Origin of the sequence: Methylomonas sp. 11b, assembly GCF_000515215.1 — a bacterium.
In the GTDB taxonomy this organism is placed as follows: Bacteria; Pseudomonadota; Gammaproteobacteria; order Methylococcales; family Methylomonadaceae; genus Methylomonas.
The window spans coordinates 3,252,686-3,271,537 of the sequence record NZ_KI911557.1; the positions used below are offsets into that span (position 1 = coordinate 3,252,686).

At 51.1% G+C, this 18,852-nt stretch carries 21 protein-coding genes; 10 read left to right on the plus strand and 11 right to left on the minus strand.

The annotated features are described in order from the left end of the window. The first annotated feature begins 354 nt into the window (after positions 1 to 354). Positions 355 to 1,941: an anti-phage dCTP deaminase gene (locus tag METH11B_RS0115655; protein ID WP_026602825.1), complete on the plus strand. Its 1,587-nt coding sequence runs from the start codon at positions 355 to 357 to the stop codon at positions 1,939 to 1,941. 35 nt (positions 1,942 to 1,976) lie between these two features. Further along, positions 1,977 to 2,153 carry a hypothetical protein gene (locus tag METH11B_RS29185; protein WP_155931133.1) on the plus strand — a complete coding sequence of 59 codons (177 nt, stop codon included), beginning with the start codon at positions 1,977 to 1,979 and terminating at the stop codon, positions 2,151 to 2,153. 499 nt (positions 2,154 to 2,652) lie between these two features. Here METH11B_RS29185 and METH11B_RS28660 read toward each other — a convergent pair whose 3' ends face one another. After that, positions 2,653 to 2,814 carry a GNAT family N-acetyltransferase gene (locus tag METH11B_RS28660; protein WP_081733819.1) on the minus strand — a complete coding sequence of 54 codons (162 nt, stop codon included), beginning with the start codon at positions 2,812 to 2,814 and terminating at the stop codon, positions 2,653 to 2,655. 68 nt (positions 2,815 to 2,882) lie between these two features. Next, positions 2,883 to 4,316 carry a hypothetical protein gene (locus METH11B_RS0115665; RefSeq protein WP_026602826.1) on the minus strand — a complete coding sequence of 478 codons (1,434 nt, stop codon included), beginning with the start codon at positions 4,314 to 4,316 and terminating at the stop codon, positions 2,883 to 2,885. 671 nt (positions 4,317 to 4,987) lie between these two features. On the opposite strand from METH11B_RS0115665, the gene METH11B_RS0115680 reads away from it, so the two are divergent. From METH11B_RS0115680 to METH11B_RS0115695, 4 genes are all read left to right on the plus strand, one after another. Beyond that, positions 4,988 to 5,224 carry a hypothetical protein gene (locus tag METH11B_RS0115680; protein WP_026602828.1) on the plus strand — a complete coding sequence of 79 codons (237 nt, stop codon included), beginning with the start codon at positions 4,988 to 4,990 and terminating at the stop codon, positions 5,222 to 5,224. Between the two features lie 196 nt (positions 5,225 to 5,420). Further along, positions 5,421 to 5,582, plus strand: a complete 162-nt coding sequence (locus METH11B_RS29505) for a hypothetical protein (protein ID WP_020483944.1) — start codon at positions 5,421 to 5,423, stop codon at positions 5,580 to 5,582. A 168-nt stretch (positions 5,583 to 5,750) separates the two neighbouring features. Then, positions 5,751 to 5,972, plus strand: a complete 222-nt coding sequence (locus METH11B_RS0115690) for a hypothetical protein (protein WP_020483943.1) — start codon at positions 5,751 to 5,753, stop codon at positions 5,970 to 5,972. 386 nt (positions 5,973 to 6,358) lie between these two features. After that, complete coding sequence (locus tag METH11B_RS0115695; protein ID WP_026602829.1) at positions 6,359 to 7,453, plus strand: L-dopachrome tautomerase-related protein; 1,095 nt, start codon at positions 6,359 to 6,361, stop codon at positions 7,451 to 7,453. Here METH11B_RS0115695 and METH11B_RS0115700 read toward each other — a convergent pair. Beyond that, complete coding sequence (locus METH11B_RS0115700) at positions 7,450 to 8,385, minus strand: LysR family transcriptional regulator (protein WP_026602830.1); 936 nt, start codon at positions 8,383 to 8,385, stop codon at positions 7,450 to 7,452. The genes METH11B_RS0115695 and METH11B_RS0115700 overlap by 4 nt on opposite strands. A 251-nt stretch (positions 8,386 to 8,636) precedes the next feature. On the opposite strand from METH11B_RS0115700, the gene amoA reads away from it, so the two are divergent. The 4 genes from amoA to METH11B_RS0115720 are packed head-to-tail and all read left to right on the plus strand — an operon-like array spanning position 8,637 to position 12,719. Further along, entirely contained in the window at positions 8,637 to 9,389 is a 753-nt protein-coding gene (gene amoA, locus METH11B_RS0115705) for a bacterial ammonia monooxygenase, subunit AmoA (RefSeq protein WP_026602831.1), read from the plus strand. A gap of 11 nt (positions 9,390 to 9,400) precedes the next feature. Then, complete coding sequence (gene amoB / locus METH11B_RS0115710; protein ID WP_026602832.1) at positions 9,401 to 10,639, plus strand: bacterial ammonia monooxygenase, subunit AmoB; 1,239 nt, start codon at positions 9,401 to 9,403, stop codon at positions 10,637 to 10,639. Between the two features lie 16 nt (positions 10,640 to 10,655). Beyond that, entirely contained in the window at positions 10,656 to 11,429 is a 774-nt protein-coding gene (gene amoC / locus METH11B_RS0115715) for a bacterial ammonia monooxygenase, subunit AmoC (protein ID WP_026602833.1), read from the plus strand. 54 nt (positions 11,430 to 11,483) lie between these two features. Further along, positions 11,484 to 12,719, plus strand: a complete 1,236-nt coding sequence (locus tag METH11B_RS0115720; RefSeq protein WP_036277660.1) for an MFS transporter — start codon at positions 11,484 to 11,486, stop codon at positions 12,717 to 12,719. Positions 12,720 to 12,821: 102 nt separating this feature from the next. On the opposite strand, the gene METH11B_RS0115725 is transcribed toward METH11B_RS0115720, so the two are convergent. The 8 genes from METH11B_RS0115725 to METH11B_RS0115765 all read right to left on the minus strand — a co-directional run bounded on the left by METH11B_RS0115725 (position 12,822) and on the right by METH11B_RS0115765 (position 18,850). Continuing rightward, positions 12,822 to 14,324, minus strand: coding sequence for a cobyric acid synthase (locus tag METH11B_RS0115725; RefSeq protein WP_026602835.1), 1,503 nt, complete (start codon positions 14,322 to 14,324; stop codon positions 12,822 to 12,824). After that, a complete protein-coding gene (gene bluB, locus METH11B_RS0115730) occupies positions 14,296 to 15,009 on the minus strand; it encodes a 5,6-dimethylbenzimidazole synthase (protein WP_026602836.1) in 714 nt (237 codons plus the stop codon). The genes METH11B_RS0115725 and bluB overlap by 29 nt, the downstream gene beginning before the upstream one ends. Beyond that, positions 15,006 to 15,728 (minus strand): adenosylcobinamide-GDP ribazoletransferase, encoded by a 723-nt coding sequence (locus METH11B_RS0115735; protein ID WP_026602837.1) that lies wholly within the window; start codon positions 15,726 to 15,728, stop codon positions 15,006 to 15,008. Before METH11B_RS0115735 ends, bluB begins: the two co-directional genes overlap by 4 nt. Before the next feature lie 2 nt (positions 15,729 to 15,730). Then, positions 15,731 to 16,144, minus strand: a complete 414-nt coding sequence (locus tag METH11B_RS0115740) for a TM2 domain-containing protein (RefSeq protein ID WP_026602838.1) — start codon at positions 16,142 to 16,144, stop codon at positions 15,731 to 15,733. Between the two features lie 176 nt (positions 16,145 to 16,320). Beyond that, on the minus strand, positions 16,321 to 17,361 hold the full coding sequence (gene cobT / locus METH11B_RS0115750) for a nicotinate-nucleotide--dimethylbenzimidazole phosphoribosyltransferase (RefSeq protein WP_026602839.1): 1,041 nt from the start codon (positions 17,359 to 17,361) through the stop codon (positions 16,321 to 16,323). Between the two features lie 7 nt (positions 17,362 to 17,368). Continuing rightward, entirely contained in the window at positions 17,369 to 17,896 is a 528-nt protein-coding gene (gene cobU, locus METH11B_RS0115755) for a bifunctional adenosylcobinamide kinase/adenosylcobinamide-phosphate guanylyltransferase (RefSeq protein WP_026602840.1), read from the minus strand. Further along, positions 17,889 to 18,332 carry a universal stress protein gene (locus METH11B_RS0115760; RefSeq protein ID WP_026602841.1) on the minus strand — a complete coding sequence of 148 codons (444 nt, stop codon included), beginning with the start codon at positions 18,330 to 18,332 and terminating at the stop codon, positions 17,889 to 17,891. Before METH11B_RS0115760 ends, cobU begins: the two co-directional genes overlap by 8 nt. 8 nt (positions 18,333 to 18,340) lie before the next feature. Then, complete coding sequence (locus METH11B_RS0115765) at positions 18,341 to 18,850, minus strand: hypothetical protein (RefSeq protein ID WP_026602842.1); 510 nt, start codon at positions 18,848 to 18,850, stop codon at positions 18,341 to 18,343. Between the last annotated feature and the right edge of the window lie 2 nt (positions 18,851 to 18,852).

The window sequence follows — 18,852 nt, forward strand, 5'->3', positions numbered from 1 at the left end:
TGTCGGGTCTCGGCCCGACAGCCGAGATACTTTCTTTTGCTTGGCCAAAAGAAAGTATCCAAAGAAAATGCCACCCGGATGCCGCTTATTCCCTGCGCTCCTCGCTTTTGAACGGGGTTGCCGAAAGGGGCTTCCTGCCCCTTCGGCAACGCGATGCATCCCTGCATCGCCCCTGCGGGCTGTTCCGTTCAAAAGCTCCGGTGCTTCGGCGCGGCATGCGGGAGAAACCAAACACCTTAAATTAGTTTTTTTATTGGCAATCCATAAGAATTACTCTAGATTGTAGACTGTTAGCGAAGTTAGAAAATACATCATTCCAGGTTGATTTATTTATACAAAACCAACAGTAAACTAATGAAAAAAAACAATAACGAACAAACTGCTGTTCAATCAGAAGAATCAGCATCAGCTGCTATCAAATTATCTCCTCTTACACCACTTGAACACCCTGAATTGGTTTTTGGATTGGTTGGCCCCGTTGGTGTTAATCTTGATCCAGTTATTTCTTGTTTAAAAAAAGAACTAAAGCAACTGAATTACAAACCAAAAGTCATTCGGTTAAGCAGGCAAATCGGAGCATTTTTTAATACAGATCATAGCCATGAACCAGAGGACGTCAGAATTACTAAGTTGATGGATGAAGGGACTAAACTTAGATCAGAAAGTGAAAGAGGGGATGCTGTTGCTCTTTTAGGCGTGATGGAAATTAAACGGATTAGAGATGAAGAATTAAATGGGTCATCTGAATCCAACGCATACATTTTGAACTCATTAAAGCATCCTCACGAAATTGAGACTTTGCGAAACATCTATGGTAAAGGCTTTTTTCTTATCTCTGTGTATTCCCCAAGAGATCTGCGTGTTACTGCCTTAGCAGACCGAATACTTAGATCGCAATTTAGTTCTGGTACCAATGCCAGATCGAAAGCAGAAGAAATTGTCGAACGGGATGAGGTGGAAGAAAGTACAGCTCTTGGTCAAGATGTAAAAGATGCATTTCCGCTCGCCGATCTTTTTGTAGATAGCAGAAACAGAGCATCCCTCGAAAAACAGATTAATCGATTTCTTGAGTTGTTATTTGGCAATGTTTTTCACACGCCAACTCGCGACGAACATGGAATGTATTATGCTCGTTCGGCAGCTTTGCGATCCGCCGATTTGAATAGACAGGTTGGCGCTTCAATACTCAAACCTGAGGGTGACCTCATTGCAGTTGGTTGCAACGAGGTACCTAAATCAGGAGGAGATTTGTATTGGCCTGGAGACAAAGGTGATGCGAGAGATTTCATAAAAGGGATTGATGCAATGGCTAGCGAACGTGTTCAAGTCCTCGGTGAACTACTTGATAGACTTCAGAAAAATGGACTACTTTCAGGAGCCTCAGGGAAAAATAGCATATCCAAGTTAGTTCAGGAATTAGTATCTGGAGATAAGAAAGCTATTCTTAAGGGTACTAGAGTCATGAATTTGCTAGAGTTTGGTCGAAGCGTCCATGCAGAGATGGCTGCATTGATGTCGGCGGCAAGGTTAGGTATCTCTGTTCATAGTGCAACTTTGTTCTGTACTACATTTCCCTGTCATATGTGTGCTAGGCATATCGTAGCAAGTGGCATCAAAAGAGTTGTCTATGTTGAGCCATATCCAAAAAGTAAAGCTAAACTTTTACATCAAGACTCTATTAGTGTCGATCCTTCCGTTCCCTCAGTGGATCATGTAAACTTTGAACCGTTTGAAGGAATTGCTCCTCGGCTGTATCAGGATTTTTTTGATGCTCGTGACTGTAGGAAGGATTCAGAAGGTCGTGCAATAGATTGGAGAGCCGGATCTCTAAAGCCACGATTTTTAAGGTTTAAGATTACGTACATCGATATTGAAACTGCTATTGTTGCACATGAAATCCCTATTCTTGCAGAGAAACTCGGCATAAGTTTTACAAAATAAATGAGAAAAATAAATATAAGTCCTAAGAGGCACATATGAAAAAACCAAGTAGCTTCGAGCAACAAATAAACCAAGCACGGAACATCGTTGCCAGCTGGTCACCTTCCCATTTATCTAATATGCGTTTAGAAGGGTCTGACATTTTTATGAATCGTCAAACAAACGAAAAGTTGAACCTAAAAAAACATCAAATTACTGGGCAAAATAAATAAAGAAATCATTCTGCATTGTTTGATTACGGCCATACGATGCGCTTATAGGATGCTGCCGAGGCACGAGGCGCATTGATCGCGACCGTTGCGCCTCGCCGCTGGCTCGGCACAACCTATGGATGCGCAACTTTTCGCGTTGATCGTACCAGATTGAATTTCAAATCCGCGGAGGGTTTTCTCCCGTATGCCGCGCCGAGCACCGGAGCTTTTGAACGGATTAGCCCGTTAGGGGCGATGCAGGGATGCATCGCGTTGCCGAAGGGGCAGGAAGCCCCTTTCGGCAACCCCGTTCAAAAGCGAGGAGCGCAGGACAAATCGGCAGGATAGCCGATTTGCATGCATCGCACCCGAAGGGCGAGGCACAGGGATGTGCCGAGTGATTTAAGCGGCATCCGGGTGGCCTTTCTTTTGGTGACTTTTCTTTGGCCAAACAAAGAAAAGTCACTCGGCCGTCGGGCCGAGACCCGACATTAAAAATCAGCCGTCGCGATAGCGACACTCAAAACACCAACCGCATTGGCATCATCCCGGAAACCTGAAACCCCGCCCGCCCATAAAACCGCTGCGCCGAAAGATTATCGGCATCCGTCAGCAACGTAATCAGCAGACACCCATGAGCTTTGCCAAATTCCAAAGCATGCGCCAATAACACCGAACCCACGCCATTGCCCTACGAGCTAGCCCCCTTTTGCACTAACTTAAAGACTTTCCGTCTCTTAGTCGGTTCGTTTATGGTTGCGTTAATCTGTTAGCGGTGATGCTACGCCCTTTCGTTAACAGCGCTGCTTCAACTTGACGTGGACTGCTACCCGAACACACTCTGATACCGCCTTCTGGGCTAAAGCAAGGGTGGGTGCCAGCCGGCGCATCCCCGATAATGACGGGTGCGAATTGTTGCACTTGTCCCTCAATGGCTGTCGAAACTCCATAAAGTATCGGTGAAACGACAGGTAATAGAACTGCCGCTAAATCAAAGCTATCGGCATCAATGTTTTCGATAGAAAGTTTTGTAACGGGATCTCCATTGGCATCTTCCGTCGGCGACAACACCAGGTCAAAATGAACGGTACTATCAACATCACCCAAGATACTGGCATCATGAACGATAATTGGAACACTCATCGCAAGCTTGCTTTCGCTCACAAAACGAGACGTCGTCGTACTGCCATTTCTTAATTCACCTTTGCCGTGGAGACTATGGCCAAACGTCGCTTCAATTCTGGAACGCAGCCAATCGCCATCAATACCAAAGAAAAAGGGCAGGTCCAGATTATTCCATGCGCTAGAAGAACGGATTTCGCTCCTAAAAGCAGTCAGTTGATTATTGCTATTAAGCCACTGGCATGGTGCTTGACTGGTGCCAAAGTTTTTTTGGAATGCCGATTGCCCATCGATTAACAGTTCAAATTCGGCGATACAAACACTATCGTTGCCCGGTTTTCGGAGTGAAATTAGAGTGATATCCGATGCCTGGGAAATGTTGTTCAGCATCAAATCATAGGTTTTATTCGTGCCTCGCTCCAGGTCGTCATCGGTCGAGTCCAGCCAAGTATGATTGCCGCGCGGATACCAATTGGTTACGGTTGTCACCAATCCAGTCGGGGTCTGCAAAAGTACCTCGACACCGTTATCGGTTCCGGCATTTTTGACATCCGGAACGCGAATGCGCAGCTGTAGCCGGTGCACGACTAACTCATCTCTACCATCGCGGGTAATGTAGCAACGTTGGGGTGACGTTAAGCTCGTCCCCGAACCAGTCGCATCCGAAACAATAATGGCATAGCAATTTTCTGCGTTTGCAGATGCATTTTCATCAAGGAATGAAGCATATTTATTGTCAGGAAGCGCCGCAAAGGTTTGGATCGTTTGCCAAGCAGAACCATTAATGCTTCTTATCACTTGCGTTTGTGGCGCTTGCTGGTTGAACCAACGTAAACCGACGGTAGTTGGGTTGGGAGAGCCGAGTGTGAAATCCTGGACTGGATACACGCCAGGATCAATTGTCGGCCCAACCGATATAAATTGACCCGTAGCGGCTGAATTGAGAACTGTCGTTTTCTGGAGAGCAGTTGCATTGTTAAATGCAATCAAACCAACAATTAAAACCATCACTTTCGAATTGAAAGCGCCCGAATTGAAGAAACTTTTTGAGATGGTAGCCATGGATCACTCCTAATTTTGGTTGGTGTGGCCCAGATTAAAACCAAAAGCTAACCTTGGACTATCAATTAGGTAACTCAAAACGTGTGATTAAATCACTTTCACTAGAAGACTGACTATCGCAGAAAAACCGCTCAATCCATTTTGGTCTTACCCTGATTTAAGCACGGTTCGATTAGCGCAGCGTAATCGAACGCATGTTGAATTAAATCTTTAGGAGTATGCGCTGCCGCTAATAAGGCAGGCAAACAATGATTGTAAGCTCCCTTCATTCTTCCGAATACGCTTTGCTATTCGGAGCTACCCCAAGATGGCTACAATTTTTGTAAGCTCAAACCCTGCAAATCGCACACGGGTTTTCTCCGGCTTGCCGCGCCGAGCACCGGAGCTTTTGAACGAACAAATCGGCAGGATAGCCCATTTGCATGCATCGCACCCGAAGGGCGAGGCACAGGGATGTGCCGAGTGAGCTAAGCGGCATCCGGGTGGCCTTTTCTTTGAATACTTTCTTTTGGCCACGCACAAATTCGCCTGGAGCGAATTTGAACAGCCGGTAGGCTGGCCCGGAGGGCGAAAACCATGGACGGTTTTCGTAGCGAAAGTATCTCGGCCGTCGGGCCGACAAATCGGCAGGATAGCCGATTTGCATGCGGATCACCCGCAGGGCGAAACGCATGGATGTGTTTCGTGAAACCGACATAAAAACAAGCCGTCGCGCTAGCGACACCTATAACACCAACCGCATTGGCATCATCCCCGAAATCTCAAATCCCGCCCGCGGAACCGTCGCGCAGAAAAATTATCCTTGTCAGTTGACCGCCCCATCAGCTGGCAATCTTGAGCTTGGGCAAATTGGGAACGCAAACCCTGCCGCGCTAAGGTCAAAAATCCCCGGTCAAACAAACCGCTAACCATTCTCTCCACTCGCACAATGCCGCGAATTTGAATGACGGTAGCTATTTTGCGCTACAGATTGCAAAAGTTCCGGGCAATTTGTTTCCATAAAAGAAACAAATCATGCATTAAACGCCTGATTGTAAATATTTTCCGCAGGTATATAGTGAAGTCGTACTTACAAAGCGACTAAACCTAGTCAAGGTGGACCCCATGAATATTTCAAAAAACATTTATAGAGACGTGATGATTGGCTTGTTTTTTGTCACCGGCGTGCTCAGCTTCGTCTCCGGCCAATTTATCCTATCCACACTTTTATTTGGTTCCGCATCGTTGGCCAGTAACTTGAATCAAGCAACACCTGCGCATATTTAAGAGTGTCGTCTGACCTCTAGCGGCAAACTTGTGGTCGCAAACTCAAAGGCCTGCGTTGCTAATCAAGTCGGAACCTTATTGGAATTTTTATAACCAAAGCCAAATTAGCGACAAATTAAAACCCTTACAGTCATTCACTGCCAAGCATAAAGCCATAGGAGAAATACCATGAATTTACGTTACGCAAATATGAAAAGTGCGCTTGAATTTTTATATGCCCCTCCCGTCACCCTGGCGATTATCGAATCATGGAACGATGATGAGTTTGATAACGTATTGGACTGGATTGAACAAATGACTCGTCGCAATTGGCATCGCATACTTCAGCGACCAGAAGTGTTCGTGCAACAAAGGCCGGATGTGTTGAACGTATTGGATGTTGAAATGTAATGGATAAATTCAAATACGGCGTTTTTCCGGGAGTCGCTATTTATTAAGCCGGCCCTTAAATACCGTTCGCCTTGAGTCTATCGACGGTCACTCCAGCCCGAACGGAATACCAGTCATAAATTGGGCCGGGTTAATAACCCATGATTTTTTCGAGCGTCTCCGCAGGAAAAATCGGCAAAACGACGCGACCGCCTATACCTGTGATACCTCGTTCAGCTCCAACAAGGGCTTGAACTTAGATTCTCCGATGACTTGGCGCTGCGGCTATCGGGGACTAAAAGTCTTCATCAATTTACTGAATGGTCCGTGATGAATTGATGTCATTTAACAGGGGTTTAACGATCCAGTATGGTGTTGCCTAACCCAACAACATACTGGAGATGACAATGAACCGTGGGATCCTATTTTGCACCGCCATGGTGTTTACGGCCTTTGAGGCTTTGGCGGACGGCAATTCTAATTTTGAGGTATTCGCCAACCTCGATACCGGCCCGGGCAATGTCACGGCGACAGCCAGCGGCCGGATCATCATGAGCCAACATCAGTTTTATCAACCGCAATACACCGTGATGGAGTACAAGGATCAAGCCTTGCTACCTTTTCCGAATAAGGAGCTGTCCGCGGCCGATTCAACCGCGCCGATCAAACTCGACTCGGTGCTGGGTATCCGCTCCGACAGTAACGGTATCGTCTGGATGCTGGACAACGGCATGCGCAGCGGAGTGACACCCAAACTGGTGGGCTGGAATACTAAAACCAACAAGTTACAGCGCTTGATTTATTTACCCGCACCGATTGCGCCGAAAGATGCGTTCGTTAACGACTTTGCGTTGGATGCCAACCACAATCATGCGTTTATCAGCGATCCGGCGGGTGGTGCGAATGCCGCCTTGATCGTGGTCAACCTGTCTACCGGCGCGGCGCGGCGGGTGTTGGAAGGACATCACAGTGTGGTGCCGGAAAACGTCGATTTGGTCATCGATAATGTGCCGATTCAGGTGAAAACCCCGTCGGGCGAGTTGGTGAAACCGCATATTGGCGTAAATCCCATTACCGAAGATTTAGCCAACGAATGGGTCTATTTCGGACCGATGCACGGCCTTAGCCTTTACCGGATTAAAGCCGCCGACTTGATCAACGAGTCCTTAACGCCTCAAGAACTTGCTCAGCATGTTGAACGCTATAGCGACAAACCGATCTCGGACGGCATCAGTATCGATGAGAACAACAATATCTATCTGGGGGATTTAGCCAATAATGCGATTGGCGTGATAGCGCCCGACCGTAGTTACCGGCAATTGGCGCAATGCCCAAGATTGTCTTGGGTCGATTCCTTCAGTTTTGGCGCCAATGGGCAACTCTATGCCGTGGTGAATCGCTTGCATCGCTCAGCCACGCTGAACGGCGGCGATGATCAATCCAAACCGCCGTACTACTTATTGAAGGTCAAGTCCTTAGCCGCAGGCTTGCCAGGACGTTAAAAATTGATTTGGGATGCGCTTATTTTCCGGCCTATGCTGCTGATTTGCTCGCGCAACCAGCCATGGGCCGGGTCTTTTTCCCATAACGGATGCCAAATCATCGCCAAATCGTAGTCCGGCAAACTCACCGGCACGGGCAATACTTGCAGTGGCACCAATTTCTGAAAGGCGATGGCCAAACGATAGGGTAAGGACAAAATCATATTGGTCTGAGCCACGATCAAGGGTGCCGACAAAAAATGCGGCACGATGAAATTAATGCGCCGCTCCAAGCCCAACTCGGTCAATTTTTCATCTATCACGCCCAGTTTATCGCCGGTTCTGGAAATCAGCATGTGCGTCGCCGCCAAATACTCCTCCAGCGACGGCGCCGCTTTTATGCTCGGGTGATCCTGCCTCACCACACAAGCCATGCGATCCATGAATAAATGTTCGCAATGCAAATGCGCAGGCGGATTCAGTACCGAAGCAAAACCCAACACCACATCCAGACTGCCGTTTTCTAACTGCGGCAAAGGAAAAGCAGATTCCGTGCGTTTGACATGAATATCCACGCCTGGCGCCGACTCTTCAATCAATTGCGACAGCTCCGGCAAGATTAAAAACTCCATGTAATCGGTCGCGGCGATGGTGAAACGGCGCTGACTGGATGCTGGATCGAAGGCCTGGGGTGCCTCCAGCAAGCGTTCCATTTCCTGTAGAAGACTGCGTACCGGCTCCACCAATGCCAGCGCCAATGCCGTCGGCTGCATGCCGGCGGGCGATTTAACTAGGACCGGATCGTTCAATTGCTGGCGCAAGCGATGCAAGGTGTGGCTCATCGCCGACTGGGTGACGAACATGCATTCCGCCGCGCGGGTGACATTGCGCTCCCGCATCAATATGTCGAAGGCCAGTAACAGGTTTAAGTCGAAGGTACGTAGATTGGCCATGTGGATATTCCCCCCAAAGAAACTAGCTGCATACTAAACAAAATCGTTGCTGGCCGGTATGAACAGTCTTGATGGTAGCGGATGAAATTTCACCATTTCACAGTTCAACCCATTCCCCCTAACTTATATCGCGAGCGTGTCGATCAGCCCACACAGATTTACTCCCCCAAGGGTAGCTTTCGGTTGGCGACACGCCCAGTTTCGATGGCTATCGCCGTCATTCACTATAAAACTTTACGGGGGAAGCACACATGTCCGCACAAATTCCAATTTCCACGTTCAAACCCTACCGCGGCGAGAAAGCCCGGTTGGCAAGAGCCTACGACTATTTGATACTGGTCCTGGCGTTATTTCTGTTCATTGGCTCATTTCATCTACATTTTGCCCTGACCGTCGGCGACTGGGACTTCTGGATCGACTGGAAGGACAGGCAATGGTGGCCTTTGGTCACGCCGCTGATAGGCATTACCTTTCCAGCCGCCGTTCAGGCGGTGTTGTGGGATAAATTCCGTTTACCGTTGGGCGCCACTCTGTGCGTAGCGGCCCTATTGATCGGTACCTGGGTAACCCGGGTGTTTGCCTACCATTACTGGAACTATTTCCCCATCAACATGGTGTTGCCGGCGACGATGATTCCGGGCGCTTTGGTATTGGATACCTTGTTGATGCTCACCAATAGCCTGACCATCACCTCGATTTTTGGCGGCGGCGCGTTTGCCTTGTTGTTTTACCCCACCAACTGGCCGATTTTCGGCATGTTCCACCAAGCGGTCGATTACCACAACAGCCAGCTGACGGTGGCCGATGTGTTCGGTTTTCAATACATCCGCACCGGTATGCCGGAATACCTGCGCATCATCGAACGCGGCACCTTGCGCACCTATGGCCAGTACGCCACGCCATTGTCGGCATTTTGTTCAGCGTTGTTGTGCTCGTTGATGTATCCGCTGTGGTGGAAAATCGGCAAATTGTTCGCTGATACCCGTTATCTGAAAAGCATTTAAGGAGCACAGTCATGAAATCACTTTTTAAACCTTGGCTGTTGGCAGTGCTTTGCATCAACGTATTGTCGATATTTGCAGTACCCACCGCGCAGGCCCATGGCGAAAAAGCCCTGGAGCCGTTCATTAGGATGCGCACCATCCAGTGGTACGACGTGCAATGGTCCACGCAAAAATTCAACGTCAACGATGAAGTGAGTGTCAGCGGCAAGTTTCATGTTGCCGAAGACTGGCCGATCAGTGTGCCGAAACCGGAAGCCAGCTTCTTGAATATCTCCACCCCAGGACCGGTGCTGATCCGTACCGAGCGCTACCTGAACGGTAAACCTTGGACCAACTCGGTGGCCCTAGAGCCGGGCGGCGACTATGAGTTCAAAGTGGTCTTGAAAGGCCGTTTGCCGGGGCGTTATCACATTCACCCGTTTTTTAATTTAAAAGACGCGGGTCAGGTGATGGGCCCAGGTGTGTGGCTCGAAATTGGCGGCGATCCCGCCGACTTTAGCAATACGATTCAAACCATCAACGGTGAAATGATCGACATGGAGAGCTTCGGCTTTGCCAACGGCGTGTTCTGGCATCTGTTCTGGGGCGCGTTGGCGGCTGCTTGGTTGCTGTGGTGGGTGCGTCGGCCCTTGTTCATCAGCCGCTACCGCATGCTGGATGCCGGTTTGGAACAGGAGTTGATCACCGATCAGGATAAAACCATCGCCAAGGCGGTGTTAGTCGGCGTGCCGGTATTGGTATTGGCGCTGAATGCCGTCACCGCCAACCAGTATCCGGACGCCATCCCATTGCAAGCGGGCTTGGATCGGATTTTGCCCCTGCCGGCTCAAGTGAATGCCGGCATGGTCAATGTCGACACGCTAAAAGCGGAATACAACGTGGCGCAACGCGCGATGCTGTTGCAGTTTAGTATCGACAATCGCAGCCAAGGCGCGGTCAGGATCGGCCAATTTTCCAGTTCCAACGTGCATTTCATGAACGCTGATTTAGCGAGCGTCAACAGCAAACCCGGCAAGGATGACGTCAGTAATAACGGTCTGAGCTTGAGTGACAATACACCTATCGCCCCCGGCGAACAACGCACCGTCACCGTAGAAGTGCGCGATGCGGCTTGGGAGTCGGAAAAGCTGGACGGTTTAATCAAAGACGCGGATAGCCGAGTAGGTGGTTTGCTGTTTCTTTACGACGACGTGATGGGAAAACGCTATATCTCCAGCATTTCCTCTGCCGTCATTCCCAAATTCAATTAATTCAGGAGCACACATCATGGCTACCACGACAGAACACGTTAGCTTAAGCACCGAAAACCCCAAATCATTGCCTTGGTATTTGCTTGACTTACCCAAATATTTAAAGGGCTTTGGCTTTTTAACCGTTATGTACATCAGTTTACGACTGTATCAGGGTGCTTTTGCCATAGCGCACGGTCTGGATTCCTCGGAACCGGCATTCGAACAATACTGGATGCGGCTGTTTTATATCGAACTAGTGGTGATCGCTGCCGTCGCCAGCGGCTTTTGGGGTTACTTATGGACCACGCGCGACCGCAATCTGGATCAACTGGCACCCAAGGAAGAGATACGCCGCTATTTCACCTTGACCATGTGGATCAGCATTTACACCTTTGCCGTGTATTGGGCGGGCAGCTATTTTGCCGAACAGGACAATTCCTGGCACCAAGTGGCGATTCGCGATACGCCGTTTACCGCTAATCATATCATCGAGTTTTATTTCAACTTCCCGCTGTACGTGATCCTGGGCGGCTGCGCCTGGCTGTATGCCAGAACCCGCTTGCCTTTGTACGCCAAAGGCATTTCCTTGCCATTGACCTTGGCGGTGTTCGGGCCGTTCATGATTTTGGTCAGCGTCGGCTTCAACGAGTGGGGACATACCTTCTGGTTTAGAGAGGAATTCTTCGCCGCGCCGATTCATTGGGGCTTTGTGATCGGGGTGTGGTTTGCATTGGGCGTCGGCGGCATTTTGTTACAGGGCGTGACTCGTTTGATCGAGTTACTCGATCGGATTCCAGACGCCGAATAACACTTTTTTCTCTGCATCCACACAACCATGTTTCAGCCAAAGTCCGATGTCATCATGCCCAAGAGTCTTACCGATTCAGTTCACTATGCTTGGGTAGTACTTGCAGTCACGTTTCTGTGCTTGTTTATGGCATCGGCACTGCGCTCCGTTCCAGGGATCATTATGCTGTCCCTGGAACAGGAGTTTGCTTGGAACCGGGAAACCATTAGCGGCGCGATTTCAGTCAACCTGCTGTTATTTGGCCTGGCAGGGCCATTTCTAGGTCGATTGATGGATGTCTACGGCGCTAAACGGATCAGTGTTATCACCTTGATTTTGTCGGTGGCAGGCGCCGGTGGCAGCGTTTTTATGCAGGAATCCTGGCAACTGTATTTGTTGTGGGGATTGTTGATTGGCGCAGGTTCGGGCGGCACTTCCATGATTATGGGATCGGCGTTGATCAATCGCTGGTTCCATAAACACCGGGGGCTAGCATTAGGCATATTGGGGGCCGCCTTTTCCTCCGGCCAGTTGGTGTTTACCCCGCTGCTAATGCAGATCAATGTTCATGAAGGCTGGCGTGCGGCGACGCTGTTTATCGCCGTAGCCTTAGGTTTGGTGGCTTTACCTTTGGTGCTGAAATTTTTAAGAGACGATCCCGAATCAAAAGGACTGTCGGCCTATGGCGACCATGGTGTTCATCGAACAATGCTTAAGCCTGATCAAAATCCCATGCGCTCGGCCATGCGCAGTCCGCAATTCTGGTTGTTGGCCTTGAGTTTTGGCATTTGCGGATTAACCACCTCCGGCTTATTTCAGACTCATTTGATTCCGCACGGCATCGAACACGGCTTTACCGACATGACCATGGCCATGTCCTTGGGGGTAATGGGCGCGGCCGATGTGTTCGGCACTATTTTATCCGGCTGGTTATGCGACCGGTACGGCAAGCGCTGGCCGCTGGCGTTTTATTACGTCGTCAGAGGCGCAACGCTGATACTGCTGCCCAGCATAGATACGACCGGACAATTAACGATGTTCTCGATTATCTACGGTATGAATTGGTTGTCCACGATTCCGGCAACCTCGGCGTTAACTGCCGATTTGTTCGGCAAGCAAAACGTCGGCGTGGTGTTTGGCTGGATTTGCTTCGCGCATCAAATCGGAGCGGCCATTGCTGCTTACAGTGCCGGGTACGTCCATAGTCTGATGGGTGACTACCACCTGGCTTTTGTGGCCTCGGGCCTATTCGCTTTTGTCGCAACCGGCATCGTTCTTTTTATAAAAGAACCCTATCCTGCTGTTTTTTAAGGGCGCAATGAAAGCGCTATTTTTAAACAAAGAAATGGATTTATTCAAAATCCGCTGTCGGAAATTGCATATAATTCTGCTATCGGCTGCAATGGCTGACCGTCAGCAAGCACGTCGGGTAGATGCGGCCAGAGCTTCGAGCTGGGCGAAATTGCAATGACTTGCTAAACAATCGGCCAGACGCTCGATACCGGCTTCGCGCACAGCGTCGAAATCCAGGGCTTGCGCTTGCCGATAGCCTGCCCAATTCAACAGCGCATCGCAGGCGGCGGGCAAATCGAATAAACCGTGCAGATAACTGCCCGCCACCTGACCGTCTGCCGAAACGGCGCCGTCGTCGCCTTCCGTCAGCGAAAATAAGGGTTGTGCCAGCGCAGGACCACTACTGATGCCCAGATGGATCTCGTAGCCCGCCACCTGCGTAGCTTGCCCATAGAATGCGCCCGCAGTTTGCCGCAAGCATTTTTCCGGTTGTAAAACAGTCTGCATATCCAACAAACCCAGACCAACAGAGCTACCGGCCGGACCTTCCAGCCCCAGCGGGTCGTCTATGCTATTGCCCAGCATCTGAAAGCCGCCGCAAATCCCCAGCAGTTTGCCGCCGTAACGCAAATGGCGAGCAATGAATGTGTCCCAACCTTGCTCTCTAAGCCTGGCCAAATCGCTACGTACCGATTTGCTGCCGGGCAGCACGATCAAGTCGGCGCCGGTTACTTGATCGGGGCTTTTCGCAAAACTGACCTGAACGCCAGGGTGCAATTGCAGTGGATCAAAATCGGTATGATTGCTGAAGCTGGGTAGATGCGGCACGACGACATGAAAAGCGCCGGTTTGGCCCTGTTGGGCATGCCGAGTGGATAAGGCATCCTCGGCTTCCAGATAAAGATCATGCAAATACGGCAGCACGGCCAAGACTGGCTTGCCGGTTCGCTGTTCCAGCCAGTCCAAGCCAGGTTTTAATAGCGCGATGTCGCCGCGAAAGCGGTTGATGACAAAACCGATCACGCGTTGTTGCTCGCTGGCCGAGAGCAGTTCCAGCGTGCCGACCAAGTGCGCAAACACGCCGCCGCGATCAATGTCGGCGATCAGAATCACCGGACAATCCACCGCTTCGGCAAAGCCCATATTGGCAATATCGCCGGCGCGTAAATTGATCTCGGCTGGACTGCCGGCACCCTCGACGATCAGCATCTGGTACTGCGCACTCAAGCGTTGCCACGATTCCAGAACTGCTTGTTTGGCGATTTTTTTATATTCGTGATATTGGCTGGCCGACTGGTTTTGCAGGACTTTGCCGTGAATGATCACTTGCGCGGTGGTATCGGTATTGGGCTTGAGTAGCACCGGATTCATATCGCTATGCGGCGGCAAACCGCAGGCCGCGGCTTGTGCGGCTTGGGCGCGGCCGATTTCACCGCCGTCGACGGTTACCGCACTATTGAGTGCCATGTTTTGCGGTTTGAATGGCGCGACGGCAATGCCTTGGCGCCGGTAGTAACGGCACAATGCTGTCACCAAAGTACTCTTGCCGGCATCGGAGGTGGTGCCTTGCACCATCAACGCTGGAAACGGCGGTTTAGGATGCATCGGGCCAGCCGTTTTCATAGACAAAGGCCGATAAGGGTTGCGGCGTTGCCCAGTTTTCCAGTTCCAACATTGGCTTGGGGTAAAACTCGGCGACATGGCCCAGGCAAAGTACCGCAATTGGCCTGCTGCCGGCTGGCATTTTCAATAATTGCGCCAATGCGTCCGGATCGAACAGCGATACCCAGCCCAACCCCAGGCCTTCCGCGCGGGCCGCCAGCCACAGGTTTTGAATCGCGCAGGCCGCCGAGGCCAAATCCATCTCTGGCAATGTCCGGCGACCGAAAATATGTTCCTCGCGTCGATCCGGCAACGCGACGATCAGCAATTCGCCGCAATCGAGTATGCCTTCCACTTTAAGCTTCATAAATTCGTCGTGGCGTTCGGCCAATGCTTCGGCAGTGAGCCGGCGCTCTTGTTCGACCAGCGCGTGAATATCAATACGCAAACGGCGATCAGTGACGCGGATAAAACGCCAAGGCTGCATCAAACCGACGCTGCCGGCTTGATGCGCCGCTTGTAACAGACGAGCCAAGACCTCGGCATCGACCGGATCGGCGAGAAAGTGTCGCATATCGCGGCGTTCGGCGATGGCGCGATAGACGCCGGCAAGTTGTTGGTCGGGAAAACGGTGCGCAGCTGAGGAGTCGTTCGGATTCAATATAGACTCAGGATTTGCAGTCGACAGCGGGGATTGCGGTGTCATTGCAGCGTGGCAGCAATTAACACGGCGGTTTCCGTCAATTCGACCGCCGCACCGTAAACGTCGCCTGTTACGCCGCCCAAGCGCGACAAGGCAGATTGCCGTAGCCAAAATAATATGCCGCCGGCAGACAGCACAGCCGGAAAGCCTAAGAAGACCAGCGTAATCAATACACTCGTTGCCAACACCCATCGGACCAGGGACCTTGGCAGTTGTTGCAATAGTGCTTCCGCTAGACCTTGCGGGCGAACATAATCGGTTGTCAGCATCAAGCCTAGAATTGCGGCGCGCCCTAAAACGGGTGCCAGCAACAGGGGGGCGAAGCGAGTTTGCTCGAACATGGCAGTCAGTGCGGCAAACTTTAGGATTAAAACCAACACCAGCACACTAACCGCAATCGGCCCGGAAGCCGGGTCTTTCATGATTTGCAGGCTGCGCTGTTTATCGCCGTGGCCGCCGACCCAGGCATCGGCACAATCGGCCAAACCGTCCAAATGTAAGCCGCCGGTCAGCAACACCCATACGGCCAAGATGATAGCAGCCAGCAGCATCGGTGAGCTACCGGCAAACAACATCGGCGGCAGGCTTAGTAGCATACCCAGCAGCAAACCCACCGCCGGATAGTACAAAACCGAACGCCCCAATAAGGGGGCGCCAGCCTCGTAGCGAACCCTAACGGGTATGCGGGTCAGAAATTGCAAGGCAACAAGAAAGGCATCCACGACTATTTCAGGTGGCGTCCCTTGGCATCTTTGTAGATATGACCGGTAGCGATCAATACGCCTTCGATAAAGCCCCACATGACGCCAAAACCGCCGGTAATCAGCGTGACCACGGCTTGGGTGAAGCCGAGGAAATAAAAGCCCAGATAAATGCGATGTAGGCCGATCGCACCGAACACGATACCCAGCAGTGCTGCGACCAGCTTGCTTTTGACCGGTTTGGCTTCCATCAGATAAGCGCCGACCAGGCTGACGTCGGTGACTTTGTCTTCTTCGTGATCGAAATCCACATCGTCGCCGACTTTGGGCGGCGCATCCGATGTCCATTGATCCAGGTGAAATTCGTAGAATTGACCTTCGTGTTTGATTACGCCGGTCTGGCATCTTTCATCGTAACTTTCTATGTGTCCTAGCATGTTGTTTACCAAATCAGTTGTATGTTTTTATTATTATGTGCAGATGCCATCGGAGACAGCTGCCGGTCGCAAAGCAAGCTCGACCATCCGCCAAGCTTATTTTTCGCGGCCAATGATACGGGAAAGCTAAACACCTCGCTATTGCATCCGAAACGGATTGCCGATGGATAGCCTATTTAAGCGGTAGATACTTTGGCCTGACTGAATGTGGCCATTTCATTGTGTAAATGACAGGCCATTTTCAGCAAGGGTACCGCCAATACCGCACCGCTACCTTCGCCCAGGCGCATCTCCAGATTCAACAATGGCCGGGCATTTAACGCTTGCAGGACTCGGGCGTGGCCTTTTTCCGCGGAACAATGGCCGTAAAAAAACCAGTCCACGCAGCCGGGATTAATATCCCTCGCCAGCAAAGCCGCGACACTACTGATAAAGCCGTCAATCAACACCGGCAAGCCAAGTTGGGCGGCGCTGATATAGGCAGCGGTTAATGCGGTGATTTCAAAACCACCCAAGGTTTTTAAAATATCCAAAGGCGACTGCAAAGCGGCTTGGTGCCTCTGTAAGGCAAAGTCGATAATGCCGACTTTGTGATCGATTTGTCCGGCATTCAAGCCGGTGCCGGCACCGGTAATGTCGGCAGCTGGTATCCGCAAACTGGCTGCCGCCAGTGCGCTGGCGCTGGTGGTATTGGCGATGCCCATTTCGCCGCCGATAAACAAATCGGCCCCTTTCGCTACAGCCCGTTCGACGGCAGCCTGGCCTGCGGCCAAGGCGATAGCTAAATGCTCGTCACTCATCGCCGCCGTCCTCTTGAAATTGGCAGTGCCTGCGCCGGCTCTATGACTGATGACATCGGCTAAAGCCACTGGCTGAATCAGCCCTACATCGACAACTTCGAAATACGCATCGACATGGCGGGCCAGCACATTTACCGCCGCACCACCGGCTGCGAAGTTTTTTACCATTTCCATCGTCACCACTTGCGGAAAGGCTGAGACGCCTTCCTCGGCAATGCCGTGATCAGCGGCAAATACGCTGACATGGATTTTTTCCAGCTTAGGCATTTCCCGGCGTTGCATTGCCGCCAGCCTTACTGCGCAATCCTCCAGCAAGCCCAAGGAGCCGGGCGGCTTGGTCAATTGCGCTTGCCTGTCCAACGCTTGTTGGTAATAGTGTGCATCGGGCGCGGCAATTGGCGCGGATAAACTGTTCATAAGGAAATTAGACGTTTTTGAGGATTTGCGGCAAACCGGCGCTGACCAGCACCACCTTGTCGCTAATTTGCGCGAGTCTTTGATGTAAAAAGCCGGCTTCATCGACGAATCGGCGGGTCATCGCGTCGGCGGCTACAACACCCAGGCCCACTTCGTTGCTGACCATGATCACGCGTTGCCGGCCTGCCGCCAGCACTGCGCATAAGGCATCGGCTTGTTGCTGATAGCGCTGTTCTTGCAGATTACCTTGCTTGTCGAATAACACATTGCACAACCAAAGCGTCAGGCAATCGACCAGCAAGCAATGCTGTTTGCCGGCGTATTCGCTAATCACATCCGCCAATGCGATAGGCTCTTCAACGGTTAGCCAATGCTTTGGACGGCGCTGTTGATGATGCTGGATGCGGCTGTGCATCTCGTCATCTCCCGCTTCGGCGGTGGCGATGTACACCACCGGCATACCGGACGCCAAAGCTTGTTGCTCGGCATAGCGGCTTTTACCGGAACGGGCGCCGCCCAAAACCAGCTCAATCATCCGCTAATCGCACCGCTAGTACGTCGCATTTGGCATGATGCAGCACGCCGTTGGCTGTTGAGCCGAGCAACAACGCAAAACCATGACGGCCGTGCGAACCCACGACGATTAAATCGGCCTGAATTTCTTCTGCTACCCGGACGATTTCCAGTTTAGGGCTACCCATTTCCAGATGTTGGCGTTCGGCGGGAACCTGTAGTTTCTCGCCCAGCTCGTGCAGGCGTTTCTTGGTGGCCTCCATCAATTCCTGGGTCAAATCCACATCGAATGGAATGATGGGGCCATAAGCGGGATCGGTAATCGGCAAATTATCGACCACATGTACCAAGCTCAGCTGGGCAGCGTTTTGCGCGGCGATTTGCCTGGCTTTTTCGGCCACTTGACCGCCATGTTCAAAAAAATCGGCAGCCAATAAAATATGTTTATAAATCGTCATACATCCTCCTAATCGCTAGCGGCAATCTCGGTAAACAACAAGGTCATCACTTGTGTGGAAATGAGTATATATAAAAAAGCCAGCGCCAAGCCGAACAATAACGGTCTATCCAGGGCATGCCGGAAAATATTGCCATTGACCAACCAATGCCAGCCCATCAGCACGATCATCGCAATGTATGCCACCTGGCTGATCTGGGTATTCAGGCTGGCGACCGCCGGAATGGCGCACAAACTAATCACCACATCAGAGCCCAATAATGCCGTCAGGGTTTGCGGAAAACGGGCGGTTTTCCCGGAAAAATACAGAAGCGGATAGCAGAAACCGACCATTAATACGGTCTCCGCGCTGATTTGCAGCAAAGCATGCGCCCAATCGCTGTCCAACAACAAAATCAGTAGATTAACCAGCAAATAGGGTATGAACATCAGCCGCACTAGCCAAGGCGACGCCGGCACATCCTGTGGCCCTTTGCGCATAATGCAAATCTCAAAAAACAACACCATCAGTTGGTACATGA